This window comes from Massilia sp. LC238 (assembly GCF_000735635.1).
Lineage (GTDB): Bacteria > Pseudomonadota > Gammaproteobacteria > Burkholderiales > Burkholderiaceae_D > Telluria > Telluria varians.
The window spans coordinates 110,443-127,347 of sequence record NZ_JNNN01000037.1 but is presented as its reverse complement, the minus strand read 5'-3'; the positions used below and the strand labels follow the sequence as shown (position 1 = coordinate 127,347).

The window sequence follows — 16,905 nt, the reverse complement described above, 5'->3', positions numbered from 1 at the left end:
TGGCGTGGCTGGACTGCTGGGTTCGACAGGATTGCTGATTTGATGCTTTCGGCTGTGCATGTTGGGGACCTACCGTTGTACTCTAAATTAATCGGGTAGGTGTCTCAAGTTATATTGGCACAGGGGGCCGCCGCTGTCTGGCGGTGCGTTCCGCCTGGGCATACGATGCGTCCTTGCTGTATCGGCTGTAATGCCATGCGAGGCCTCGTTGCAGCTGCACCTTGTTGACGTCGACGCCGTTCAGGATGATGCGGCAGACAGATCGCCCATACTGGTCTTGATCGAGGATCTCGACGGTCACGTTCTTCCCGAACACCATATCGGACAGGCTCGTCTTCGACACCTGGCCGTATGCCTGATGAGATTCCGGGGCGTCGATCCCATGCAACCTGCATTTAATCTGTTGCCTGTCGCTGCTCAGCACCCGGATTGTATCGCCATCGCTGACGGCCACAACGCGGTGCTGCTCTGCTTGCGCAGTGCCTGATACGAAGGCCAGTGCCAGTGCGCCGGCCGCAAACAATTTGTTCAAGTTAACCTCCTTGAGTGGGCGCCTGCGCCCGATTGGATTTAGGTTGTCAGCCGCGCAGTTACGCGCCGATGACGTTGTGGGTTCGGATGGCCGCTGCCACCTCGGCTGGAATGCCGTACGCCTCTTCCGGCGAAACTGCGAAACGGCCGCAGGAGGAAATGTACGGGTCGATAATCAGCATGTCTTGCGTCAACACACCAATCAGTTCCTCGTTATAGGTTGGATCGTCAGCGAATGCGGTGTCGGCCTTGCCCACAACATCGAAGGACATGGCGGGATGCGCAGCACGCAACTTGGTTGAAAGGCGGACGGCTGGGGACAGGTGTGTAGTCATTGTGGAACCTCGGGTTAATGGAGCACGACTGCTTGTGCAAGGTCGCCGGCGCATTCCAGCGCCAGCTTCAACGGCATGCCGACGCGGCTATGCCCTACCCCGCCGCCTTCAACAGCCCAGGTGGACGTGAAGTGGACGAGGTTCTTGCGCCTGTCGAATCCGGCCGGGCGGTATACCCGGTCGCCTCGGAACCAGTGCTGGGTCTCAAGGCGCGAGTACAAGGCCGATTCGCCAAGCGCCCGGGTTTTACACCCGGTCATCTCTTTAATTTTTGATGCTGAAAGTTTCATCTGCGATCCTTTGTTGAACGGGATCGCAGCCCTCGGGTGCAATCCCGAAGGTGTAGAAAAGTTAGTTGGGCGAACGTGCCTTACGCAGCCTGCCGGGATGCGGCGGCCTAACATAGGCACTCGATACGATTGAACGGGCGGCCACGGTAGCGTGGTCGTGCAGGGTCTTCAAGGCGACCGGCCAGGTGGCCAGTCATTACCGCTGTGCGGCGAATGAAAATTTTAAGCGATGGGCTTCTCAATGCGTGATTGAGAAACGGGAGAAGGGGAACAACTATGCCGCAGGGCGACGGTGAGGAATTCTACACGAATGATTCCACATTGCAAGTTTCACGGCCTGGCGCTGCTGTTGGGTGCGGCTGGTGGCTTACCGCATCCTCATGAACTGAATCGCGTCAACCAGGTGCCGGCCAGAAGTGGACTCTTTATGCACCGCCCGGATCAGGATAAGTCCATCGGTTTGCATGGCATCGGCAGCCAGCGCCACGGCCTGGAAGCCCTCGATTGTCTCCCCGGCCGCGGTATCTGGTCGCATCCAGCTGACTGCTCCTACTGCTGTTTTGTCGTAGGCATCTTTTGCTACATCACGCATGCTTTCGGCTTTCTAGCTCTCGTCCACTGGTGGATTCAAGGACGCGAGATACTGCTCGCGAAGGTCATAGTCCGCATACACGTAGTGCAGGCGCCCTTCCAGAATGATACCAAGCATGCAGCTCGATTCGGGGTTCCAATTCACGAAACCGGTACCGTGCTCGCGGATCGACGCGCTCACCTGGTCCCGGGAAATGGTTTTTCGGCGCCAGTCACCGTAGGAGTAGTAGGACGAGTCGAGCTTGCCATCTTCGAACTCGATCATTGCCTCGGCTACAGCAGCCGGGATGGCTCGACGCTTGGCGTCGGACATGAAGGCTTTTTCTGCTTCCGCGATTTCTGCTGCCTCGCGAGCCGCTTCTTCTTCCTTCCACCGGCGCCGTGTGGTTTCGCGAGCTTGGCTCATGGCTACGCCCATCTCCCACAGGCCCGGGTACAGGTCGTCCGCGAGGATCTTGCCGGCCGCCTGCAGGTCTTCCGTTTCGCCATGTGCAGCGTAGTGCTGCACCAAGCGCAGCGACAGGGCCGTGAGGCGGTCATCGAGGCTATCGACGCATTCCCTGAATGCGTAGCCGCAGGTCGCGTTATAGAGCGAGAGCACGAGCTTGGCCAGGCCGGCGGCGCCGCTCGTTCCAGGGTGCTGCTTGATGATTAGCAGTGCTTCGTCATAGGGGCTGATCGAGCTCATGACACTGTTCCTTGGGTGGGCGCAGCGCGTGGTGGGTTCGTGCTGCGCGGGGTTAGGGGTGCTTACGGTACCAGCAGTTCTTCCAGCGACCTGCCGCCTTCGACAAATTCCTTGACCCACTTCGGCTGATGGCCGCGGCCAGTCCACTGCTTCGAGCTGTCGTCCGGGTGTTGGTAGCGCACGGCCACCGGCTTCTTGTCCTTCGTCCCCTTGAAGCCCATGACCTGTTCGACGGTCATGCCAACGCTTTGGGCCAGGGCCACGATCTGTTGCTGGACTTTCGCGATCTCGTCCTTTTCGCGTGTGTTAATCTGTTCGGTAATTTGCGAGTGAAGACCGCGCAATTCAGCGACTGACAGTTTGCTAAGATCAATCATCAATTTCTAATCCTTAATGTTCCGACGTTCTTAAATATGAACGCCATAGCCAGAAGCATACCAGCATAGTGATGTCGCGGAGAATTTTTGCCGGACGTCCACGCTGGCTCACTTCATGAATACGCCGTCATGGTGATCCGTGCGGCGACCGATTGAATACGAAATAAGCGGCGACGCTTAATAATCCAAAGCCCGTAGCGAGCAGACTCGCCTTCTCTGCAAAATTACTGATTGCCTCGCTAAAGATCCAAGCTGGGTAAAAGTGTTTAATTCCCCAAATAAGAAGAGCTGCCACACCGGTGAAGAATATTTCGCCTAAAGCATCATCTCGTTCGATGAATATGCGGGTGACAATCCCAATCATTGCCAGCATGGCCATTGGATGAAAGGTAAGCGCGATGATGTAAAACATCCAATCGTCGGGGCCGTCAAAAACTCCAGATTCTTTCCCTACATACCACGCATAGCATGTGACCATGAAGCTATAGGTCAGGGCAGTTGCTAGCAAAAGAAGCAGCTTAACCCCGGTTTTCGCGTTCCACGTTGCGACGACGCCAGGCGGCACTAGCAAAGCCGGATTGAATAGGAAGTACACTGCAATAAGTAGGAGCCAGGGAGTAACAAGGCGGTAAGCTCCCGTCCATGCAAAAATTGCGAGGGGTGTCAGAAGCAGTGTTGCCATCCCCAGTTGGCGGTATTGAGAACTCGATGTGAACATAAACGATCCATTCGTTGTTGGTTATAATTCGAGGTGGTTATTGTTGCACCTCAATACGGTATCGAATATAGCATCTTAGGTTTATAGATTGCCAGTGGAGGTGGGACATTTCCCGGATTTTTTCGGAAGATTATTGTTTTAGTCCGAGCGGGTATCCGGCCAGCTTTACATTCCAGCACTGTGCTGTTCTTCTGCGCGTGATCGAATCAACCTCCAGTCCACTTATCCGCGCCTCGCCGTCCTTGAACCAAAGAAGCTTGGCCTCATAAAGCGGCGGAACGACGTCCTCGCCATTCGGGGCCTGAAGCCGCGCTGTGGCTACGGTTCGCTTGAATTCGCTGCTCGGCACTTCTTCGAAGGAGAACGCGCCCGTATATTCGCGCTGGGGGAACGCGAGCCTATGCCGGGCCAGCGGTCGACCTCCGTCTTCGAATAGCAAAGAAACTGAATCTCCCATTACCCGAACAGGCCATGTAGGAAATAACGTGGATCGGCATCGGCAGCGCCGCCAATACGCTCCCTGAAAATCCAATAGAGCGCTGAGTCGCCCTCCCCTTGGGCGACGTAGTAATCCCGCGACGCGCCGTCGCTCCACCACCCTGCTTCAATCCGCTCAGGCCCCGAAACGATCCGCAGCGGCGAGCTGTACCAGGGACGGTGATTCCGCATCAACAGGGCGATGGGCTTTGCCAGCAACCAGGTCGGGCGCAGGATGCCATCGACGGCTGGAGGCAGCTGCGAGGCGATTGCGGCTTCTCGCACGGTGTCTTGTACCGAGACCCAGGCATTTGCCACTTCGGGACGATAGTCGGCTACCGGCTTGGATTGCCGTACGCGGTCGGCGCCCAGGCGGCTCACGAGAAGCTCCATGACGCGCAGCTGGTCTTCCTGGCTTCCACCGGGCTCTGGGAACAGGTCATTGGACGGCGGCTCCAGTGGCCGCACCTGAACGGCTTCTAGCGCCAGCCCTATGACGAAGTTTTCCAGTTCCGTCTTCGCGAGCCGTTCTTTCAGGAGTCGGACAATATGATCTCCATCCCACACCGGGGCTGCCAGCACGATCTCCAGGGCCGTAGGTGGCTTGCGATCCCGACCTCTTTCATGCTCGAGAAAAAGCGTGATGCGCTCGACTGCAAGCAACTTCGCCGCGAGCCATCCGACAAGCTGGAGGATCAGCCGTTGAGCGCCGGCCAGCAGCAGTTCGGCGTTCTCGATCCGATCGAATAGTTCGATCTTGGCTTCAAACTTTTCCGGCGCCTCAACCCACTCGAAGACTTCTGGCGCTGTGCCCCACGCGCTGTCGAGGGTGTCGAGCAGCTGCCTGCCGCAGCGGCGCTGCAGTCCGGGCCGCGGTAAGCGACGCAGCTCGGCTACCGTCTGGCATCCGATTCCCTCAAGCCAGCCTGAATATGGGCGTGCCGCCGGCACGACGAGGGCGGGCAAGGCGTCGAGACTTCGGGTCATTGTGTCCTGCCGAAGGACTCGCTTTCCGCCCGCCCTGGCCAGCATCCACGCACCCCGCGCAGTCGGTGCGCAGCTAAGTCGTCCAGTGAGCCCGAGTGCTCGCAAGTCGGCGCGCACGCGCCTGCAGATGGCGCGTGGCCCCCCGAAAAGCGTAAGCGACGCCCCGACATCCAGGAGAATGACCGATTCTTCTGCCTGCGCTACCTGCGGCGTGTAGTGCAGCAGCGCCATCGCTGTCGCCAGTAGCGCCGCCTCTTCCATCGTGGCCGAACGTTCGTGGATCCGCGCGTCGGGCTCAAGCATGAGAACGCCGCCGCGGCGCATGCCAGGTCTCACCCCTGCTGCGCGTGCGGCGGTCGACATTGAGGTAACCTTTTCGTGCTCCAGCACGACGCTTACCCTGTCACTCGACCAAGGCTCGAAGACCTCGATCTGTAATTGGGGCAGGTGAATGCCGATCCACAGACGCATGACGTTGATTGAACAATGGCGATAGCGGCAAAAATATGCCTGCTTCTTTAACTGGCCCCTTGCGCTTGAGGAACTCGACCGAAATGCCGTTTGCGGCTGGCCGTATGGCCAATCGGAGGGGCGATGGTGATGGGTCCTGCGCGGCAGCCAAGGGCCGGAATAAAAAGAAAAGGCCAGCGGTCTCAGCCGCAGCCAAATTGAGGCGCCTTAGGCTGTCGCTACGGGCGTGTGTCGCCCAAAGCATGACCACGGCAGCGCCGGCGGCCTTGAGCGTTTGCTCAGCCGCCCACAGGGCGTCGCCAGTGCGCTCAGGCTGCACCCATACGATCTGCGAGGGGTTGAGCCCCATCGCTGCAAGCGCCAGCGCGTTCGGCGTGTGTGGCGGCTGGATCATGAAGACGCGGCGCTGACCAGCCGCGGCGAGCACTGGAGCGAGCAATCGAAGCTCACCGCCTCCATTTTGCGCGCACAACAGCTCGACCATAGACGCTGTTGGCCACCCTCCACCAGGAAGTTGATGACCGAGCACAGGATGGCCGGTGTCCACTACCCGCGTGCTCGAGCGGGCAAGCTGGGAAGCTCGCCAAAGGGAGGGGTGTAGATCCTCCGGAGCAGGTTTGTTGTCGTGTGGCATGGGCGCGCTAGTGTACTGTATAAATGTACAGTATAACAACGGAGCCGATAGGGCAAGGCGTCGCTTAGTTGCGAGCGCGCAACGGAGGGAGTGTGTCCGGGAGACCACCCCCTCATAGTACACTTTCGATAATTTCAACTGCAGGCGCCGCGCAAAATGCATGCTTCCGTAAGCACACCGAGCCTTCGCGTACCGTTCGGCCTCAAGGATGGCCAGATGGTCGGCCCTGCTGAGGTGCAATCCGGCCGGGCGTGCGATTGCGTGTGCCCTGGCTGCGGCTCACCTCTGCAGGCGAGAAAGGGTGACCAAAACGTCTGGCACTTCGCCCACGACGGCAGAGCGTGCGCCACGGGCGCCGAAACTGCTGTGCACCTGATGGCGAAGCAGATTCTTGCAACAGAGCGAAATATCCGCCTGCCGGCGGTTCATGTCACCTTGTCGGCAACCGATGCGTTCGGCCGGGAGCGCTCGGTCACCGCGGTGCTGGCCAAGGCTCAGCATGTGCAATACACAGCGGTTGACCTCGAGGCCGCTCAAGAAAATCGGCGAGCCGATGCCGTTGGGACCAGCGAATCGGGAACAAAGCACTGGATCGAGGTGTTTGTACGGCATGCAGTGGACACTCTCAAAGTCCAGGATCTGGAAGCACGTTCATGGATGTCCTACGAAATCTGCCTCGACGACGTACATGCTTTCACGTCGCTGGAGCAGCTGCGCATTGCTGTCACGGCTTCTCCGGAACGGGTGCGCTGGCTTTCATACCCGGGCATGGACAAACTACGGGTGAGCCTCGCAGAGAAGCTGCGGCGGATCCTCGAGGCAGCCGAAAGACAGAAGGCCGCTGATGACGCCCAGGTTGCGCGAACATACGCAGCACAAGTGCGCTCGGCGCCGATCGACCGGATGGGACGCAATCGACTCCAGCGGGAGCGGATAAGGAGCGAACAGCGCCTGCAGCAAGCAAACCGAGCATTTCGGGCGGCCGACGACCAGGCCAAACGGGCCTATTTGAAGGCAAAGCTCAGGCTGCCTGATGGGCCGACACCGGCGCTAGTCGACGTCGACGTTCGGGGGCATGCATCCTTTGGAGTATCCCGTGATGTTTGGCAGTCGGACGTGTTCCGCAAGTGGGTATTTGCCCACGGCCGGCGGGATGTCTCGCTGGAGACCATTCTGTCTTGGATGGCCAATAGGTACGACATCACCCCCGCATTCGAAGCATCCCCGAAGGTCGCACTTTGGACGTACTTCAAATTCCTCGAGAAGTCCGGATTCGTGCGCCACAAAGGCGGGCCGTACTTTCAAGTCATCCGCGATGTAGCGCCCTGGCTTGAGGCCGAAGTCGCCGGGGTCGGTGGATGGTTCTGGGCCCCTCGTGTCTTGGCTTGCTCGCTTCAACACCTGATTGAGGCAGACGGTCTCGTCGGCGCCAACCTCACTACCGGCATCCTTATGGAGCTGTTTAAGCGCTTGCGCGCAGAGCATAGCAGCAATGGCCAGCCCGATGACGCGGCGCGCACCCTGGCCCAGCGGCACGGAATCTCACCGAACACGTTTCTGGCTATTCTCGCCAGCGCCAACGTCGCCTCTTGTCCGTTGCAGCCTCCCACAAAGCGGCTGCTCGCTTAGCTTGCAAGGCATGCGTTCGGACGCCCTCGATGTGCGGGCTATCGTGGAAAACTAACTTGCACTTCGGTGTTCGGGTGCGAGGATAGCTGTTGATGAGCTAAAGCCGGTTGTGATCCGGCTACCCGGTGGGTCTGGCTCAAAACAGAAAAGACAGTCCAATGCAGAACACCACGCATTCCCTCTTCGCTGACGATTCGGCAGACGCCCTGCGCGCCCAGGCCATCGACGAGCTGCACGCGGCCACCGCAATCTATACGTCCGAGCCGGCCGTCGACCAGCTGCTCGCGCGAATCAAATGGCCAAACGGCGATGCGAGCTTGGCCGACTGCAGCGCCGGCGATGGCCAGTTCCTGGTCCGCGCCTTGAGCAAGCTGCTCAGCACCCGCAGCGTGGACGACGACAAGCTGCCTACGTTGATCCGAGGCTGGGAGATCCACCCGGTCGCTGCTGCGCAAGCGCGCACGCGCGTGGCGGCCGTTCTAATCTCGTTTGGCCGATCCGCTGCGCAGGCACGAGACATCGCGAGCAAGATCGTCTTGAATCAGGACTTCCTCACAGAAGGGCCAAGCGCACCATGCCTGGACGCCGTGATCGGGAACCCCCCTTACCTTCGCATGGTTTCGGTCCCCGCCTTGCTACGCCACGAATACAGCCAGGTCGTGCCCAAGTACGCATTCCCCGACCTGATGTTCAGCTTTCTGGACCGCTGCTCGAAGGTGCTGCGGCCGGGTGGCCAGATGGGCTTCATTGTGAGCGACCGATGGCTTGGCAATGCAGGAGCCGCGGCGCTACGCGAAGCGTTGGGCTCGCGCCTGGCCATCGAGCACATAGAGCGATTGGAGGCAGAATCGGTTTTCTACAGGCCGAAGCAGCGGCGTGCTGGAACGCCGGCGCGGGTCCATCCTGTGCTGTGCGTCCTTGGGGCGACCGGCCAGCCGATCACGAAAGCTGCAATCTACCCTGGTATCGACCCGGCCAAGTATGAAGCGTACCCTACCCTCGACTCCATAGCGAAAGTGACCATCGCCCCATGGCTTGATGCCCAAGGCATCTGGACTCTTACGGAGGACCAGGTGCGCGCCAGCGGAATTCCTCACCAGTTCCTTGTGCCGGCAGTGGACACCGACGATGTCCGGGACTCCGTCTTGGGCGTACCACGGCGCTTCGCAATCCGGACCATGCCGAAGGAACGGCCATGCGATGCGATCGTGGAGCATCTGCAAAGCCAGATGCATCGAATGTCGAAGAGAGGGTTTCGCATCCTGCAGTCAGGCAAATGGGCACCGCCAGAGCGCTTCCATAATTTCGACCTGTCGCAGCCTTCATTGCTGGTACCCAGGATCGCGAAGACTCCAAAGGCCGTGCGGCTCCCGGCCGGCGTGTTGCCCCTGAACCATAATCTATCGATCGTGAGTAGCGGCCCGGCAAGCCTCAAGCTGGTCGAGCGTGCTCTACAGAGCGAAGTGGCGGCAGAATGGATGCGCGATCATGCGCCGCGCTTAGAAGATGGCTATTACTCGTTGTGCACGACCCTGCTGCGCAAAATGCCGGTCGATCTGCGTTAGTAAGTGCAAGGCAGCGCGGATCATCAGAAACGGATGGTGGGGAGGTTCCCACCGACCCGGCGTGTCAGGTCGATTACCATCCCCTGAAGCTGTCCATTCGCAGCACGGGTAAACTCGAGCGGCGCGGTGATCCTGTCCAGCGATGCGTGCGGCCCAAATTCTGCGGGGCCATACCATGACGAGCCGCACTTAATCGTGCCTGTGTACTTGCCTAAGGGAATGCCGGTTTCGAGGACTTCACGGCTCCGCACGAAGGCGCGCAACAACGAGGCGCTACTCCCCTCCAAAGGACGCAGCTCAAACAGGCAATCCGTATCAGACGACCCGTTCAATTTTAAAGGCGCAACTACTGTACCTGGGGGAGTCTGGAGCATGGCTATCACGCCAGTCGTAGGCATGTTCACCGGTCGGCTACTCCGAGCGCCAGCGATCTCATCGATCTGGCTGATAAGTGGACGCTGAGTCGCAAAGTAGTATCCGGCACCGAAGCCCACGATCGCGATCACGGTTCCGGCCAGCCATCGACTTTTTTGTGAAGGCCTCGAAATTTGCGCTCGGCCTGGCTCCCCGCGCCGAAAGGCTTTGGGCGTGTAATAGGCGTCATTAATGCGGTTGCGACTTCCGTCAAATCCTGGATGCTGACTTTGCTTCAAAGCAATTACCCTTATTTCGTATCGAGTCCATAGTGCTGGCTTCGCCCTTAAATCGGTACCCCGGCAGTGTTGTAGGTCATGAACTGCTTCTTGCCGAAATCAAAAAGAGCGACGTGCTCCTGGTTCTGCACCAGCAAAACGACAAGGCGGTGTGCGGCTGTACCAGCTTCGGGCGCCGTGTTTTCGATCAGTTTGTTCACCAGCCCCGGCCTGAACTGCCCCTCATCGACGACAACGATGTCAACGCCATCCAGCGCGAATTTGGGGTAGTCATCGCTGCGCAGGGCGCGCAAGACGCCGCCGACTTTCAGTGAACCCGGCCCGCCAAATCCGCTTCCCTGACAATCCAGATACCCCGCGAGGTCGTTGTCGTCCTTTCGGATGGCGAACCAGTCCTCGGCGGCCCAGGTCTTGCCCGACCTAGCCTTGCCGACAATGCATAGCACCGGTACCACCCCAAGGCATTCAAGTACCAGTTTGTCCAGCACGGCTACGGTCAACAAATTCCTCGCCGAGCGCACTTCCTCACGTTTGGCCAGGTCGATCATCGCTGCTGCTCGCGATGTTTCTTGACGAATTCTTTCAGCGAGTCCTCCTTGCGAGTCGCGAACATGCCGACCCCAAAAGCGATAACCATGACTATGAAGGCCACCATCATCATCACCTTGTCGGACGCCCCGAATTTCATCACCGCCCTCTCGAGGTCAGATGCCGCTGCAAGCACATCGGCGTCGAGCTGCTTTAGAAGAAAGTGCGTGAGCGTGTAGCCGACGAACGATGCACCCAGGCGAAGTAGCGCCGGATGACGCGATACCATGTACGTGAGAGCGATTATCGCGACCGCACCGGCCACGGTTACCGTAACGGGCGGGTAGCCGAGGTAGATTGCTGCCATCATCGCGGCCACGATTAGATATGCCATCTCGTCCCCTTAGTTGTTTGCCGCGACGCGCAAGACACGTCGCTCGACGTGCTTGCCAGCACGGCAGTTCAGGATATACGCGCCTGGACGTTCCGGTGTCCCGGTCACGCTCGCGACCGTTCCTGGACCGTGATGTCAGTAAAGGCGCCCTATCGCCGTATCGTAGCATGCAAAGTGGCAACTTTTGCGGCCGCCAGTGCGGTTTGCAGTTATCGTTGCGACGCTCGCATAGTCAGCTTGCGCGGTGCAGAACGCCTGTTACGCTGTCCGAGGAATATCCTGTCTGTCGCAGTCCGTGGCGGAGGAAGGTCTATTGTCCAATTGGAGAAAATATGAACAACGCATCGAGCAGCTACTTTACCGAAGTCCAACGTCATCTCGATGATCTGGGCCACTCGGTCACCTTAAACGCAGACGAGCGTGATATCGTTGATGATTACGCAGCCCAGGAATTCGGCGCACGGGAGTGCGCCGTACAGATCGCTAACGACCGCATCTGAACGCCAGGCCGAATTCGCGCAGTAGACCGACAGGAAATAAACCATGAACGACTCCATTTCGCTCGTACGCGACGCATTTGTAGAGCGACTGAAAGCGGACGATTTTAGGGAGCTTGGGCTCGATGGCTCAAGTCCAGGATCGGTGCACGACTTCATTGAGTTTCTTACTGCCGGCAACATCATGTTTCGCGATTTCGGCCTGGGTGACCGGGCGCGGTTTCCGGACTTGACCGACCTGACCACGACGTTCGGAGACTTTCTGCACAAGCCAGTCCAGATCAACGGCAATCAGGTCGAAGTGGCAACCGTGTTCCGCGACACCTTCTGCTTCCCGGTGGCGCTGGGCCTGATCTTGCAGGTCGCGGCTGCTCATTCACGAGGTTCGTCGGGCGAGGCGGCGTTGAGCGAAGTCCACGCTGCAAATTGGCGGGAATGGGTGGCCGCAATGGAGCAGCCGGAACAATTAAGGCTCGTTGCAGCGGCCCTTCTCGCATCGGCTGAAGTCGAATTCGCCAGCCGCCCACTTCTGTCGTTCTTCATCACGATGCCGATCGCCGGAAAGTTCGCGATGTGGGGCCCGAACGCTAGTAGCGGCCAGGGCCGAAAGCTGCCGAGCAAGGTGATCGATTGCGACGGTTATTCCGTGACGACCAGGGTTTCCCGTTACGAGGAAGTCGAATGCGATGTTACTGCCTACGAATGGGAAGCGACGCTTACTATGGCCGGCGCCAGCGAGCCAGACGCGGCCGCCTGCGGCATGATCTATGTGTTCGAGCGCGAGGGAGGCGAGCTGGTGGGCGGGCTGGGCGACCTGGTGATCGCTTCCGATTCCATGGCGGATGCCGACGTCATCCAGGTGAAGTCGTTCATCACCCAGCATGACGACGCAGCAGACGTGATCGAAAAAAGTGACTTGTGCTTCGTGTGGATCTGGGAGCGGCGCGGGGGCGATACCAAAGGCCTCGGCGCTAAGTGTCTGATCCCTGCGCTGGCCGATCTCCGTCGCCGATTCAAGAAGGTTCGCACGGTCGTGTTCGATGCGCGGCCTGGCCAATTCTCGAACTGGACGTCGAGGGTGGATCCGCCGATGGTGGCGCTGGAGAAGCAGACCGCTGTCGAGAACCTGGTGAGCTACATTCAAAGCCTCAAGCTCGACTTCGATGTTCGATCGGTCTTTGCAGGGTCCGACCATCCCTTCAACGAATCGCTCGCAGCCGTTGGCGAAGCAGTCGGCGCCGGCCACGACTTGGGCGATGATGAAGACTTTGACGATTCCATCGACCTTGATGAGTGGTGTGACGAGATCGTGGGCCTTCTTCGGTCAGCTGGACTCGTTGAGCTGGCAAATGAACTCGAGGACGACGTCGCTGCTTACGACGAAGTCATGACTGCTGTGAAGCACATCGTCTTCGATTCGGATATTCATTACCTGCGTCCCTCTAGCTCGGGACAGTTCGATCCCGCATACGTCGTGCACTATGAAGTGGTCCCTCTGCCAGAAGCTCTGGTAGAGATCGAAGGAATGGACGACTTTTTTAGTGCGCTTCCCGTCTATATCGACCTGGTGGCGATCTACTGGTTGGACGACTATGCGGTTTGTGAAGTTCGCGCTCCTATACCATTTGGCGATCTGACCGAATACTTCACCCTCGTCCGAAAGCCGCGGCCGGTCAATGTGATGGCGTTTCTTGCGACTCTTGCCTAGCCTGTCTTTCGACTTCGATTACAGCCATCTCGCAGACCAAAAAAAGCCCCCAATCCAGACAACGGAATGAGGGCTTGGGTCGCGTTGTTACTTGGCGATTGCGAATGGATCGTTCGTCAGGCACATGCCGCCGATCGCCGGGAACAGCCCGGGCGTGGTCGATGTGATGGCGCTGGATAAAAGGTTGCCTTGGTCGATCAGCGCCAGCGGCGCAGCGTGAGGTGCTGCTGCCACTGGTCCGCCGGCGACCAGATCGATTTCTTGTTCGCTGAGTTCGCGCATAGTGATGCTCCAGGTGAAGTTGTGGTGGGTTTGGGAGGGCAGCTACTACACTGCCCCTGCTCTGCAATTACGACGCCTTGAGAAGCGCCAGTGGGTTCTTGACGAACGGCGCCAGCAGTCGCAAGGAAAGGTCGACGATCCTGTCTTGGTGCGCGGCGGCCAGCGTAACCGCCCTAGCGCCGTCGATCTTCGTGATGTCGGCCATGGCGTCGCACAGGCAGAACCGTGCTTGGCGCACGGCTTCCTCGGCCACCAGGAGCGGGCAGCAGTCGTCCTGCGAGCGGCTGTCGTCGATAGCCGAACTGATCTGGGCCGCGATGCGTTCCTCGTTGCAGCGCTGGTGATACAGCGCGTGGTCGCTGTTGCTCATCAGCCAGGCTGACTTGATGTCCGTGACGTATTCAACTACGCCATCGGTTACCTGCATTACCGGGTCGACTTCCCAGCGACGTTCAGCGAGAACCTTGCGCTGGTAGCCTTCAACGATAGGGCGCACGGTCTGTTCATATGCGATCGCAATGAACAAGGCTTCCGCGGCCGCGATCATTGCTGGCGTCGGGTGGAACTTCGGTTTTGCAGGGGTTGCGGTTTGGGTCATGACTTCTCCAAGTTAGTTGCATGAGCCGTTCAGCGTCGGGTGACGACTGCAGGTTTGCGGTTCGATGCCGAAGGTCGGCGGGGATAACCGGTGTGAAGCTGTTCGGTGCGGGCGCACGAAAAAGCTGGCGTCTTGTCTGGAGAGGAAGCCGGCACCCTGAAAATCAGGGGCCGCCGGCATTAGTTGTAGAGGAAACTGCTTGGCAGTCGAGCGCTGGCCGAGATGCGAGCCATTGCAGCGCTCATCCACTCGCTCATTTCTTTCGTGCGGCGCTCCATCGAATTGGAGACTCCGGCCTTGTGTGCTTTTACGCGCGAACCGAAGTCCCACGCCATGCTATCCGAGCTTGCGACGAAACCCATTTTCGGGATCTCGTTCAAAGCCTGGTGCTTGACGCCGAAGAGGTGTGCTCGCGAACCCTTGGGGAAGTTGCGGCCGAGGGCTTCGACAATCGCGTAGAGGCCTTCGTCTCGATCGTGCAAATCGCGGCGGCACATACTTCCAACCCCGATGAGCGCGGGCTTGTCCAGCCATCCTTCCCACCGGCCCCAGACCTCGTTGAGTAGATCGAGGCTGAGCATGTAGTCGCTCAGTACGCGCCCCTGTAGGACCGGCACCGGCGGGCGCAGCATGTTCGCCACGACCGTCGAGTTGCATGTCCTGGCTAGTTCGTTCTGCCACGCATACAAAATTTGCAGCATGCCTTCCAGGAGCGTTGCCGTGGCGCGAACGTGGTATTCGATCGCTTGTCGATCATTCGCTATATTTTTTTCACAACACAGATCGGCCTGACTGTACCAGCTGCAACCCGACAGATTAGCGAATTCCATGTACTGGCTGAACGACCACGGAAAGACACCAGCGATCCCTTCCTGGCGGCCGTTGCGTCGGAAGTTTAGGATGCCGGTGTAACCCGCGGAGTCCAGGGCGAAGTCAACTTCGCTCAGGTCGGTTGCCTCTGGCATGTGAAATTCGCGCTTGGACCGGTTCCAGAAGGCTGAGGCAGAGACCATGCACTTGAAGTCTTCGTTGAAGGCGTGAGCGGCCAGACGGCCGCTGCTGTGTGGGATCCCCACCCGCATCACGAAGTCGTCGTCGAGGTGTGCATTTTTCTGCCCAGTAGGCAGTTCATTGAGTGCTTCGTTGTACATGTGGTTTTCTAGGGTGTCTAGTTGTAGTTAGCGCGCGTGGAGATAGCTGGTGACGCGCTCTCGCGTGACGCGCCGGCCGATGGACAAAACCGCTTCCGGGGATACCGGATAGGTCTTGCCCATGTAAGGCTGGCGCAGCAGTTTCGATGCGCAGATGACGCCGACGTTGATCGCCTCGCCATCTTCGCTTTCCAGGCCAACCGCACGCGTCAAGTTGGTTTTGCCGCAGCAGTCGCAGACCGGATAGTCGCTACTGCCGATGACGCGATACTTCTGGCCGCTGATGATTTTTTCCATGGGTTCGTTGAACGCACCCCGAAAGGTGCGTGCTTGTTTATGCGAAGACGCGGATATCGATGCGGCCGGCTTCCACCTGGGCGTCGATGAACGCCTCGACGGTGTCCGGCGTCAGCTCGTCAGCTTCTGCGAACATCGCGTGCCCTTTCGGGAACTCAATGGCGCAGACGCTATTCATGCCGACGCGGATGCCGCCAGTGGTGGTGTGGGCTGCGAAGAACGTGCCGGTGTCGAAGTTGAAGTTGAGGGTGTGGGACATGGGTTTTATGGGAGGGAGCGCGCAGCGATCTGCGCGTCCGGGTTTGCAGGATTAGAAAAGGCTTTGTTGGAGCGCCTGGCCAGCCGGTGCGGCAAGTCCATGAGGGACTTCCACATCGGCAGTTGGCGCAAGCGCCCATGAGGCCTGTCCTTCTTGGAGGGTCGAGAGCAGATAGTCCTCTTTCATTTCGCGTACGAGGCCAACGGTCGTCTCGTACGTCTCAGGCACATCGTCGACCGATGTGTAGAGACCGAGCTTCACCGCCAGCTTCTTTGCGTTCTCAACGTAGTAGCTGTGTTCCGCCTTCGCCGGCGTCACGGTGACTACCGTGCTGTCGGGGAGTTGGGGAGCTGCTTCGCAGACATCGCGGAACTCGCGAATGAGTTTGTAGGCGCTGAAGCTCGACTGAAGTTCGATCGGAAGCGCGACATCGAGGATGTATTGCCCGACTGCGTTATAGCGCCAGCCCATGTGTTTGAGCGGGCCGCCGCCGAGGCTGACGATGACGTTCTCCTTGTCGAGGGCATATGCCACCACCGAAGGCGTGGCAATGTCTCGCTTCTGGACTGGTGGCGCCAGCGTAGCATCTGCAGAACCGAGACCACGGAGGCCGCTGATCACCTTCCAGACTGGCAGGTTCGTATCAACGCCGTACAGGCCGATGATGACGTCGATGTCACTGTGGAGGCTCACCTTTACCGGGCCGACCTTCAAGGCCTCGGCGATATCGGTGCGTCCGATCCGCTCCAGCATCGCCAGCGCCATTTCGACGTGGCTATCCGGGATCGTGTCGTACATCGATGTACCGCCCAGCTTCAATTCGATCTCCAGGTCGTCCATCTGGAAAGGCTCGCTGAAACAGATACGCCAGCCCTTGATGTACGTTTCCGGTTTCGTGTTTCCGCCGCGGACCTGCAGGCTTCCACCTTCGCAGGATGAGCCCGACATGAAGACGCGACGGAAGACTTGTTCGAAGGTGCCGATCGCGCGGCAATCCCACGAGGGGGTGTGCGGGTAGCAGTTTTTTTCGTAGGACTGCTCGAACAGCACGTAGATGACGTCTCCGTTTTTCGGGTTGCGGAAAGCAGCGACGGTCTTGCTGGTTACAACGGTTGCGCCCATGGTTTTACTCCAGGATGATATGCACCGGCGTGAGCCGGAACTTGTAGGTGAGATTTAAGTTGCGGCTCGCATGGAGCGCGCATTGCGTTGCCGATAGTCGGCGGGTAAAAGGCTTGAGCGTCG

The 16,905-nt window shown here is 59.0% G+C and carries 22 protein-coding genes; 4 read left to right on the top strand and 18 right to left on the bottom strand.

Annotated features, from left to right (window positions below; genetic code table 11):
* Positions 1-109 precede the first annotated feature (109 nt).
* From FG94_RS09380 to imuA, 10 genes are all read right to left on the bottom strand, one after another.
* Positions 110-532, bottom strand: a complete 423-nt coding sequence (locus FG94_RS09380; RefSeq protein WP_051996379.1) for a thermonuclease family protein — start codon at positions 530-532, stop codon at positions 110-112.
* A 58-nt stretch (positions 533-590) separates the two neighbouring features.
* Positions 591-803, bottom strand: a complete 213-nt coding sequence (locus tag FG94_RS09375; protein WP_036210225.1) for a hypothetical protein — start codon at positions 801-803, stop codon at positions 591-593.
* Between the two features lie 77 nt (positions 804-880).
* Positions 881-1,156, bottom strand: coding sequence for a hypothetical protein (locus FG94_RS09370; protein ID WP_152570934.1), 276 nt, complete (start codon positions 1,154-1,156; stop codon positions 881-883).
* A 367-nt stretch (positions 1,157-1,523) separates the two neighbouring features.
* Positions 1,524-1,748, bottom strand: coding sequence for a hypothetical protein (locus FG94_RS27245; RefSeq protein WP_152570933.1), 225 nt, complete (start codon positions 1,746-1,748; stop codon positions 1,524-1,526).
* Positions 1,749-1,760: 12 nt separating this feature from the next.
* On the bottom strand, positions 1,761-2,435 hold the full coding sequence (locus FG94_RS09365; protein WP_036210219.1) for a hypothetical protein: 675 nt from the start codon (positions 2,433-2,435) through the stop codon (positions 1,761-1,763).
* Positions 2,436-2,497: 62 nt separating this feature from the next.
* Positions 2,498-2,812: an H-NS family nucleoid-associated regulatory protein gene (locus tag FG94_RS09360; RefSeq protein WP_229445897.1), complete on the bottom strand. Its 315-nt coding sequence runs from the start codon at positions 2,810-2,812 to the stop codon at positions 2,498-2,500.
* 127 nt (positions 2,813-2,939) lie between these two features.
* On the bottom strand, positions 2,940-3,530 hold the full coding sequence (locus FG94_RS09355) for a hypothetical protein (protein ID WP_036210216.1): 591 nt from the start codon (positions 3,528-3,530) through the stop codon (positions 2,940-2,942).
* Positions 3,531-3,660: 130 nt separating this feature from the next.
* Positions 3,661-3,969, bottom strand: a complete 309-nt coding sequence (locus FG94_RS27240) for a hypothetical protein (protein WP_152570932.1) — start codon at positions 3,967-3,969, stop codon at positions 3,661-3,663.
* Positions 3,970-3,986: 17 nt separating this feature from the next.
* Positions 3,987-5,465, bottom strand: coding sequence for a DNA polymerase Y family protein (locus FG94_RS09350; RefSeq protein WP_036210213.1), 1,479 nt, complete (start codon positions 5,463-5,465; stop codon positions 3,987-3,989).
* A complete protein-coding gene (gene imuA / locus FG94_RS26575; protein WP_081925899.1) occupies positions 5,398-6,099 on the bottom strand; it encodes a translesion DNA synthesis-associated protein ImuA in 702 nt (233 codons plus the stop codon). The genes FG94_RS09350 and imuA overlap by 68 nt, the downstream gene beginning before the upstream one ends.
* A 156-nt stretch (positions 6,100-6,255) precedes the next feature.
* Between imuA and FG94_RS25960 the strand changes: the two genes are divergently transcribed.
* Together FG94_RS25960 and FG94_RS09340 are read left to right on the top strand one after the other, a co-directional pair.
* The gene (locus tag FG94_RS25960) at positions 6,256-7,728 is read left to right on the top strand and encodes a competence protein CoiA family protein (protein ID WP_152570931.1); all 1,473 of its coding nucleotides are present in this window, start codon (positions 6,256-6,258) and stop codon (positions 7,726-7,728) included.
* A gap of 158 nt (positions 7,729-7,886) precedes the next feature.
* On the top strand, positions 7,887-9,293 hold the full coding sequence (locus FG94_RS09340) for an Eco57I restriction-modification methylase domain-containing protein (protein ID WP_051996376.1): 1,407 nt from the start codon (positions 7,887-7,889) through the stop codon (positions 9,291-9,293).
* Between the two features lie 700 nt (positions 9,294-9,993).
* On the opposite strand, the gene FG94_RS09330 is transcribed toward FG94_RS09340, so the two are convergent.
* Both FG94_RS09330 and FG94_RS09325 read right to left on the bottom strand, forming a co-directional pair.
* Positions 9,994-10,494 carry a hypothetical protein gene (locus FG94_RS09330; RefSeq protein ID WP_036210206.1) on the bottom strand — a complete coding sequence of 167 codons (501 nt, stop codon included), beginning with the start codon at positions 10,492-10,494 and terminating at the stop codon, positions 9,994-9,996.
* Complete coding sequence (locus FG94_RS09325) at positions 10,491-10,868, bottom strand: hypothetical protein (protein WP_036210203.1); 378 nt, start codon at positions 10,866-10,868, stop codon at positions 10,491-10,493. The genes FG94_RS09330 and FG94_RS09325 overlap by 4 nt, the downstream gene beginning before the upstream one ends.
* Positions 10,869-11,200: 332 nt before the next feature.
* Here FG94_RS09325 and FG94_RS27660 point away from each other — a divergent pair, with 332 nt between their 5' ends.
* Both FG94_RS27660 and FG94_RS09320 read left to right on the top strand, forming a co-directional pair.
* The gene (locus tag FG94_RS27660) at positions 11,201-11,368 is read left to right on the top strand and encodes a hypothetical protein (RefSeq protein ID WP_158086273.1); all 168 of its coding nucleotides are present in this window, start codon (positions 11,201-11,203) and stop codon (positions 11,366-11,368) included.
* A 43-nt stretch (positions 11,369-11,411) separates the two neighbouring features.
* Positions 11,412-13,073: a hypothetical protein gene (locus tag FG94_RS09320; RefSeq protein WP_036210200.1), complete on the top strand. Its 1,662-nt coding sequence runs from the start codon at positions 11,412-11,414 to the stop codon at positions 13,071-13,073.
* Between the two features lie 87 nt (positions 13,074-13,160).
* On the opposite strand, the gene FG94_RS09315 is transcribed toward FG94_RS09320, so the two are convergent.
* The 6 genes from FG94_RS09315 to FG94_RS09290 all read right to left on the bottom strand — a co-directional run bounded on the left by FG94_RS09315 (position 13,161) and on the right by FG94_RS09290 (position 16,782).
* Positions 13,161-13,355, bottom strand: coding sequence for a hypothetical protein (locus FG94_RS09315; RefSeq protein WP_036210198.1), 195 nt, complete (start codon positions 13,353-13,355; stop codon positions 13,161-13,163).
* Between the two features lie 67 nt (positions 13,356-13,422).
* Entirely contained in the window at positions 13,423-13,953 is a 531-nt protein-coding gene (locus tag FG94_RS09310; RefSeq protein ID WP_152570930.1) for a hypothetical protein, read from the bottom strand.
* 179 nt (positions 13,954-14,132) lie between these two features.
* The gene (locus FG94_RS09305; protein ID WP_036210192.1) at positions 14,133-15,104 is read right to left on the bottom strand and encodes a hypothetical protein; all 972 of its coding nucleotides are present in this window, start codon (positions 15,102-15,104) and stop codon (positions 14,133-14,135) included.
* A 27-nt stretch (positions 15,105-15,131) separates the two neighbouring features.
* Positions 15,132-15,401, bottom strand: a complete 270-nt coding sequence (locus FG94_RS09300; protein WP_036210189.1) for a hypothetical protein — start codon at positions 15,399-15,401, stop codon at positions 15,132-15,134.
* A 37-nt stretch (positions 15,402-15,438) separates the two neighbouring features.
* Positions 15,439-15,660, bottom strand: a complete 222-nt coding sequence (locus FG94_RS09295; RefSeq protein WP_036210186.1) for a hypothetical protein — start codon at positions 15,658-15,660, stop codon at positions 15,439-15,441.
* Between the two features lie 51 nt (positions 15,661-15,711).
* A complete protein-coding gene (locus FG94_RS09290; protein ID WP_036210185.1) occupies positions 15,712-16,782 on the bottom strand; it encodes a hypothetical protein in 1,071 nt (356 codons plus the stop codon).
* Positions 16,783-16,905: the final 123 nt, after the last annotated feature.

What these genes read in the sequence shown, in the direction of transcription:
- FG94_RS09375 (WP_036210225.1), bottom strand. Translation starts at nt 803, where the DNA reads ATGTCCTTCGATGTTGTGGGCAAGGCCGACACCGCATTCGCTGACGAT.
- FG94_RS09370 (WP_152570934.1), bottom strand. Translation starts at nt 1,156, where the DNA reads ATGAAACTTTCAGCATCAAAAATTAAAGAGATGACCGGGTGTAAAACC.
- FG94_RS27245 (WP_152570933.1), bottom strand. Translation starts at nt 1,748, where the DNA reads ATGCGTGATGTAGCAAAAGATGCCTACGACAAAACAGCAGTAGGAGCA.
- FG94_RS09365 (WP_036210219.1), bottom strand. Translation starts at nt 2,435, where the DNA reads ATGAGCTCGATCAGCCCCTATGACGAAGCACTGCTAATCATCAAGCAG.
- FG94_RS09360 (WP_229445897.1), bottom strand. Translation starts at nt 2,812, where the DNA reads ATGATTGATCTTAGCAAACTGTCAGTCGCTGAATTGCGCGGTCTTCAC.
- FG94_RS09355 (WP_036210216.1), bottom strand. Translation starts at nt 3,530, where the DNA reads ATGTTCACATCGAGTTCTCAATACCGCCAACTGGGGATGGCAACACTG.
- FG94_RS09350 (WP_036210213.1), bottom strand. Translation starts at nt 5,465, where the DNA reads ATGCGTCTGTGGATCGGCATTCACCTGCCCCAATTACAGATCGAGGTC.
- imuA (WP_081925899.1), bottom strand. Translation starts at nt 6,099, where the DNA reads ATGCCACACGACAACAAACCTGCTCCGGAGGATCTACACCCCTCCCTT.
- FG94_RS25960 (WP_152570931.1), top strand. Translation starts at nt 6,256, where the DNA reads ATGCATGCTTCCGTAAGCACACCGAGCCTTCGCGTACCGTTCGGCCTC.
- FG94_RS09340 (WP_051996376.1), top strand. Translation starts at nt 7,887, where the DNA reads ATGCAGAACACCACGCATTCCCTCTTCGCTGACGATTCGGCAGACGCC.
- FG94_RS09330 (WP_036210206.1), bottom strand. Translation starts at nt 10,494, where the DNA reads ATGATCGACCTGGCCAAACGTGAGGAAGTGCGCTCGGCGAGGAATTTG.
- FG94_RS09325 (WP_036210203.1), bottom strand. Translation starts at nt 10,868, where the DNA reads ATGGCATATCTAATCGTGGCCGCGATGATGGCAGCAATCTACCTCGGC.
- FG94_RS27660 (WP_158086273.1), top strand. Translation starts at nt 11,201, where the DNA reads ATGAACAACGCATCGAGCAGCTACTTTACCGAAGTCCAACGTCATCTC.
- FG94_RS09320 (WP_036210200.1), top strand. Translation starts at nt 11,412, where the DNA reads ATGAACGACTCCATTTCGCTCGTACGCGACGCATTTGTAGAGCGACTG.
- FG94_RS09315 (WP_036210198.1), bottom strand. Translation starts at nt 13,355, where the DNA reads ATGCGCGAACTCAGCGAACAAGAAATCGATCTGGTCGCCGGCGGACCA.
- FG94_RS09310 (WP_152570930.1), bottom strand. Translation starts at nt 13,953, where the DNA reads ATGACCCAAACCGCAACCCCTGCAAAACCGAAGTTCCACCCGACGCCA.
- FG94_RS09305 (WP_036210192.1), bottom strand. Translation starts at nt 15,104, where the DNA reads ATGTACAACGAAGCACTCAATGAACTGCCTACTGGGCAGAAAAATGCA.
- FG94_RS09300 (WP_036210189.1), bottom strand. Translation starts at nt 15,401, where the DNA reads ATGGAAAAAATCATCAGCGGCCAGAAGTATCGCGTCATCGGCAGTAGC.
- FG94_RS09295 (WP_036210186.1), bottom strand. Translation starts at nt 15,660, where the DNA reads ATGTCCCACACCCTCAACTTCAACTTCGACACCGGCACGTTCTTCGCA.
- FG94_RS09290 (WP_036210185.1), bottom strand. Translation starts at nt 16,782, where the DNA reads ATGGGCGCAACCGTTGTAACCAGCAAGACCGTCGCTGCTTTCCGCAAC.